Raw genomic sequence first — 5,685 nt, forward strand, 5'->3', positions numbered from 1 at the left:
GCTTGGCTATTACAAAGATACAGTATTTTCCGTCGGAAAGCAAATTGTGTTAAAAAGGGGCGCTGCCTGAAAACAATCCGCCTGCAACCGCAAAACCACCCGTCGGCCACCCCGCTACAGCCGTCAGCGGCTCATGGAAACACCTGCGGCCTCCATCAGTTGGCGCACAAGCGGCAGGAGGGTGTGTCTAAGCACCTTTTCGTTGAGCTGATGGCCGCCGTCAAAACGCTCGGCATGCGTATAATACTTACAAAAGGTGTTGTAAGCGTTCACCGGATTGACTGTCGTGTCGGCAATGCCGAAAAGGCCGTAGCAACGGTCACGGTCATCGGGGGCAATATCCTTAAACTGGTTGCGCTCCATCTGGTTGAAATGCCGCACAATGTCCTGTGTGATACGGAATTCTTTGGCATTATCCTTACGGCCATTGAGAAACTTATGCGTACCCGTTCTCAGCCCCTTGCTCATAGTGGACATGCGAAAGGCGGGATTCACACAGATACGCCTGAAGCCTCTCATCTGCTGGGCATACATGCCGCCCATACTCGTGCCTACCACAAGGTCTGGCTGTTCGTCGGCACAAAGTTGTTTGAGATAAGGCAAAGCCTCCTGAGGGTCCACAGGAATGTCGGGGGCTATAATCTCATCTTCAGGAAGCAACTTGCGCAGCAACTGAACGGTACCGCTGGCTCCCGAAGAGGCAAAACCGTGAAAATAAATCAGTTTCATGAATGGTTTGATATGTCGGTGAATGGATAACGCGCCTCAATAACATGGTTTGTACGCAAAGTTACGGCTTATCTGCCGAAAAACAGGGGTCTTTTCACTATTATTATCTTTTAAAGGTCCATGAAAATGGTGTCAATTAGGAAGAATAACGTATTTTTGTTGCCGAATTCAATCAACTAATAAATCTAATCATTTTATGCGTAAAATTTCCCTGCTTATTCCGGCAGCCCTTCTGACACTCTTCGCTGGGCATGCCTCTGCCGATGTGATAGGCCTGAAGACCAACCGCACAGCCGGAGAAACCATCACATTGGCTCTCAACTCCGGCCTGAGCGCTACGATGGCCTGGAGCAACGGCACGACAGAGACCTGCACTTTCAGCGGATTGCCCGTAGAAATAACCGTCGTATCCGACTCGCTCACCATCACCTCGTCGGAGGGTATCATCACCCACTTCTATGCGCCTGATGCCGGTATGGTCAGCCTCAACACCGCCGGAGCGCCACAACTGCAGAAGCTGATGTGTGCTGACAACGCCCTGCAGAAACTAGACCTCAAGGCCAACAAAGCCCTCACGGAACTCGACTGCCGCGGCAACCAGCTGACGGAACTGTCGCTCGCGCAAAACGCCGAACTGACCGACCTTAACTGCGCCGGCAACGCCATTGCCAAAATCAGTTTCGCGTCCTCTACCTACAAAAAGCTACAGACCTTCGTCTGCGCCGACAACCAGCTTCAGGCCATCACGGGGGTGAACCTCATGACCGGCCTGAAAACGTTGTGGGCACAGCGCAACAAACTCTCCGCCCTCAAACTCTCCGCATCAGCAACCGGGCTCCGGAACTTGCTGGCCTCATCCAATGGACTGACCGAACTGACGCTCCCAAAAAACATGACGGATTTTGCCGAACTATGGGTGGAAAACAACCAGCTGGAACAACTTGAACTCGATGGTACAGCCGCAGAAAAGAGCCTCCAGACGCTCAGCGCCGACCACAACAAAATCAATATGATCAGTTGGGGAGGAGCTCAGAAAGCTCCGGCCTTGAAAAATCTCTATGTCCACGAAAACAGTCTCTTCTTCAATTCACTTCCCAAACTTAAGGACGCTACCTTCAATTATATTGTAGCCCCGCAGAACCCCCACTTCCTGATTGAAGAATTCTCCGTCGGAGAAAAATACAACCTAAGGCCCCAATTGGGCGTAGACTGCTTTGGAAGCGTCATCATCGGTATATCCTACACCACAACAGACCTCAACGGCAAAGAATTGGAAAAAGGCAACGGACTGGATTATACCTACTCCTCCGGAAACTGGACTTTCCACAAAGAGCAGCCGGGAGTTGTCATTACCGGCAAGGCCAGCTATTATCCCAACCTTGTTCTTTCTACAGTTCCCGCCAAGGTCATCCCGCCGGTAGGCATCGGCAACACCCTCGTTGATGAAGACAACCAGTCCGGAACAGTTTACGACCTCAGCGGCCGGCGAGTGGAAAATCCCACAAAAGGAATTTACATCATCAACGGTCAGAAAGTCATCATGAAATAAAAGATATTTCTTCCATTCAAACAGATATTTATCGACATTAATATGAAAACAATAATCAAGTCTATCATAACCACCCTGGCATTGACAGCCCCTATATCCACAGGCGCGCAGGGAGTTCTGCTCGATGCCGGCACAGGCAAAAAAGCCCACATACTCACAAGCGCAGACACCGTGCGCATGGGCTATAATCCTGATTTCAAATCCATAGCAGTAGCAGGAAATTCAGACTACACTGTTGCCGGCTCCGCCGACTGGTTTACCTGCCGCAAAGAAAGCAATGGGAATCTCACTCTATTCAGCAGCTACAACAGCAGTGCCACAACTCCCCGCACAGGACAGGTGACACTTACCACAGCCGATGGCAGCCTGACGCGTACACTCATAGTGGAACAGGCCGCCAACACCGCCGCATTCACCGTACCCAGCGACATTAAACATGAAATACAGTCGGCCACGGCATCATCTGAACAAGGCGGCGAAGGCATCGAAAAAAGTTACGACAACAACCCCTCCACCATTTATCACTCTGCCTGGAGCGGAACAACAATGCCCGTCACACTGACTTACACCATCAAAGAACCCTCGCACGTGGATTATGCCCTTTACACTACACGCCCCAGCGGAAGTAACGGTAACTTCGGCGAAGTGAGAGTGCTTTACACCACTATTGACAATTCTCTGGACTTTAAAGAACTCGGAGTTTTTGATTTAGGACAGAGAAGCGGTACACACCGTATTGATTTTGGCAAAAACGGTATAGACAATGTCAAAAGAATAAAGTTCGAAGTTCTCAGCGCCGCTTCTGACGGTTCTGGAAAGAACTTCGCCAGCTGCGCTGAAATGGGGTTTTATTCCAACAACAATACATTTGCGTCCGAACTCGCCAAATATTTTAACGACGCCCTTTGCACGCAACTCAAACCCGAAGTGGACGAAGCCGCGGCAGCCGGCATTTCCGAGCCATACGTGCGTCAGTTAGTGACCAATATGCTCTCTTCCGATTACTCAAAGAAATATCGTGTGGGTGAGTTCGAGCCTTACCGTACCGTCGAAAGCCTGAGCCGCGAGCTGATGACCAGCAATTACAACCGCTACGAAAATCCTACAGGCATTTACTTCACAAAGGACATGCCCATCGTTTTGTTTGTCGAAGGCATCACAGAAGTTGCGCCCAGCCTTATCATCAAGAGTTTCGGTCCGTCGCAATACGATGGCGACAACCAGCCCGAAAGTTCCTATCCCCTGAAAAATGGCGTCAACCTTATCATGCCTACCAACCGTGGCAACGGCTACATATCTTATTACTCCGACAATTTCGCATCACTGCCCAAAGTGAAAATCCACTTTGCCATGGCCGATGAGAACGGATACTTCGACCTCCAGCGCGGCGACACCAACGAAGACTGGCAAAACCTTTTGGCCAACGCCAAGAGCGACATTATCGACATCCGCTCACAGCGCATGCAGGTTGCCGCTCCCCTCGTATCTCTACAAAGAGTATGTCCCCGCAAAGGCATGGAATTGGCACAACTCTACGACAACGTCATCCTGCGTGAATGGGAAATCATGGGATTGGCAAAGTACGGCCGCGAGCCTAAGAACCGCCAGTTCGCCCGTTGCGTAACCAGTGGTATGTATGCCGACGGTGTAGGAGCCGCAGCCGCTTTCGGTTCCTTTGACCAATGGACGAATCCCGACGATCTAGGTTTTTGGGGACTCGGCCACGAACTTGGCCACGTCAATCAGGTACGCCCCGGATTCAAGTGGGACGGTATGGGTGAGACCACCAACAATGTTTATGCCGCATGGGTAGAACATACTCTCGGTAACGGTTACCACCGCCTCGAAGACGAGAACTCCGGCATCGGCGAATACCGCGGTTGGCGCGGCGGCCGTTTCCAGGCCTATCTTGAAGAAGGCGTGCGTAAAGGCATAACGTGGCAGTTGCAGGATGGTCCCGACTATCATGGCTCCACCCCAAACAATGTCACCGTTAAAGATGAAGACGCCAACGGCAACCAAGGCCAAAACGTACAGACTACCAAGCGTAATTACGACCACTTCCTCAAGGTTGTTCCGCTTTACCAGCTGGAACTTTTCTGCCTCAACGATGGTGCCGCCCAAGCTCCCGACGCTTACGGCAAGATGCTCGAAGGCATCCGCAATAATGCCAATACGAACCTGACCAACGGCCAGTTCCAGCTTCAGTTCATGAAGACATTCTGTGACTCCACCCAGATTAATTTCATCCCATTCTTCGAGAAGGCTGGCATGCTCAATCCCGTCAAGGCCTACATAGAGGACTACAGTCCGGGCTGGCTTATCATCACCGAAGAAATGGTTAAGGAATTGAAGGACTATATCGGATCAAAGAATTATGCTCCTATACCCGAAAGCCTCAACTATATCAATGCCTATAACTGGCAGGTGTTCCGCGATAAGGGCACTATTGATGAAAACACTCCCGTCAACGCCGGCTGCACTTCCGAGGGCAACGCCATTAAGGTGGACAACGAAGTATGGAAAAATGCCGTAGGCTACGAGACTTACGATGCCGATAATAATCTGTTGCGCATTTCCATGTTCGGTCTCGGAGATGCCCAGAAGTCTTCCCGCTACACGAAAGTGCTGTGGCCCGCGTCGGAAGGAGCAGCCTACATCATGGCAGTGGGTTACAACGGACAACGCGTTAAATGTTATCAGAAATAATGCAGTCTGAAATATTGCCTGACATCTGAAAAACAGATAAGTGCCGCAGAGAGAAATTCTTTGCGGCACTTTTATTTAAAGAATTCCTGCACATCATCACAGGATTTTAAGTATTCCTTCAACCTATCAACCTTATTTGCGTGAGACCATATATCGGATTTGAACAGGCATTTCCTCAAAAAATCAGATCGGCGGATGTCGCGGACATATTCTGCCAGAGAATGATTTGAGATTCCACGACAAGAACAAAAGGACTAAAAGCCGTAAATACTCCCCCTTAAAGAGTCTTGCCCGCATTAAAGCGTCTACATCTCCAATAAGGGGCTGCAAGCATCAGACAAAATCATAAATGCCTGTCATTACAGAACATCCCTCTCCCGCCCTCTTCACATATAATGAACAGCTCCGGACACCCAAAGGTATCCGGAGCTGTATTTTCTATTCTTACGTGAATATATCTGTCAATTAACGGAAGGCGCGCACATTACATCATGCCGCCCATGCCACCCATGCCGGGAGCACCCATCGGCATTTCAGGTTTGTCCTCCTTCTTGTCGCAGATGACACATTCCGTAGTGAGGAACATACCGGCCACACTGGCAGCATTCTCAAGAGCCACACGCGTCACCTTGGCAGGATCTACCACACCGGCAGCACGCAGGTCGCAAAAAGTCTCATTCTTGGCATTGTAGCCGAAG

At 50.3% G+C, this 5,685-nt stretch carries 4 protein-coding genes; 2 read left to right on the forward strand and 2 right to left on the reverse strand.

All coding sequences use genetic code 11. The annotated features are described in order from the left end of the window. Positions 1–123: 123 nt before the first annotated feature. Positions 124–729, reverse strand: coding sequence for a YqiA/YcfP family alpha/beta fold hydrolase (locus C5S62_RS02455; RefSeq protein WP_104403910.1), 606 nt, complete (start codon positions 727–729; stop codon positions 124–126). A 196-nt stretch (positions 730–925) separates the two neighbouring features. On the opposite strand from C5S62_RS02455, the gene C5S62_RS02460 reads away from it, so the two are divergent. Together C5S62_RS02460 and C5S62_RS02465 are read left to right on the forward strand one after the other, a co-directional pair. Then, positions 926–2,278, forward strand: a complete 1,353-nt coding sequence (locus C5S62_RS02460; RefSeq protein ID WP_104403911.1) for a leucine-rich repeat domain-containing protein — start codon at positions 926–928, stop codon at positions 2,276–2,278. Positions 2,279–2,320: 42 nt separating this feature from the next. After that, positions 2,321–4,987, forward strand: a complete 2,667-nt coding sequence (locus tag C5S62_RS02465; RefSeq protein ID WP_104403912.1) for a M60 family metallopeptidase — start codon at positions 2,321–2,323, stop codon at positions 4,985–4,987. 484 nt (positions 4,988–5,471) lie between these two features. Here the strand turns inward: C5S62_RS02465 and C5S62_RS02470 are convergent. Beyond that, a partial coding sequence (locus tag C5S62_RS02470; protein ID WP_275541722.1) for a TCP-1/cpn60 chaperonin family protein occupies positions 5,472–5,685 on the reverse strand: 214 nt, incomplete at its 5' end.

This window comes from Prevotella sp. MGM2 (assembly GCF_002933955.1).
GTDB lineage: Bacteria > Bacteroidota > Bacteroidia > Bacteroidales > Bacteroidaceae > Alloprevotella.

Excerpts from the sequence above, each read along its gene's own strand:
- C5S62_RS02455 (WP_104403910.1), bottom strand. The coding sequence starts at position 729 with ATGAAACTGATTTATTTTCACGGTTTTGCCTCTTCGGGAGCCAGCGGT.
- C5S62_RS02460 (WP_104403911.1), top strand. The coding sequence starts at position 926 with ATGCGTAAAATTTCCCTGCTTATTCCGGCAGCCCTTCTGACACTCTTC.
- C5S62_RS02465 (WP_104403912.1), top strand. The coding sequence starts at position 2,321 with ATGAAAACAATAATCAAGTCTATCATAACCACCCTGGCATTGACAGCC.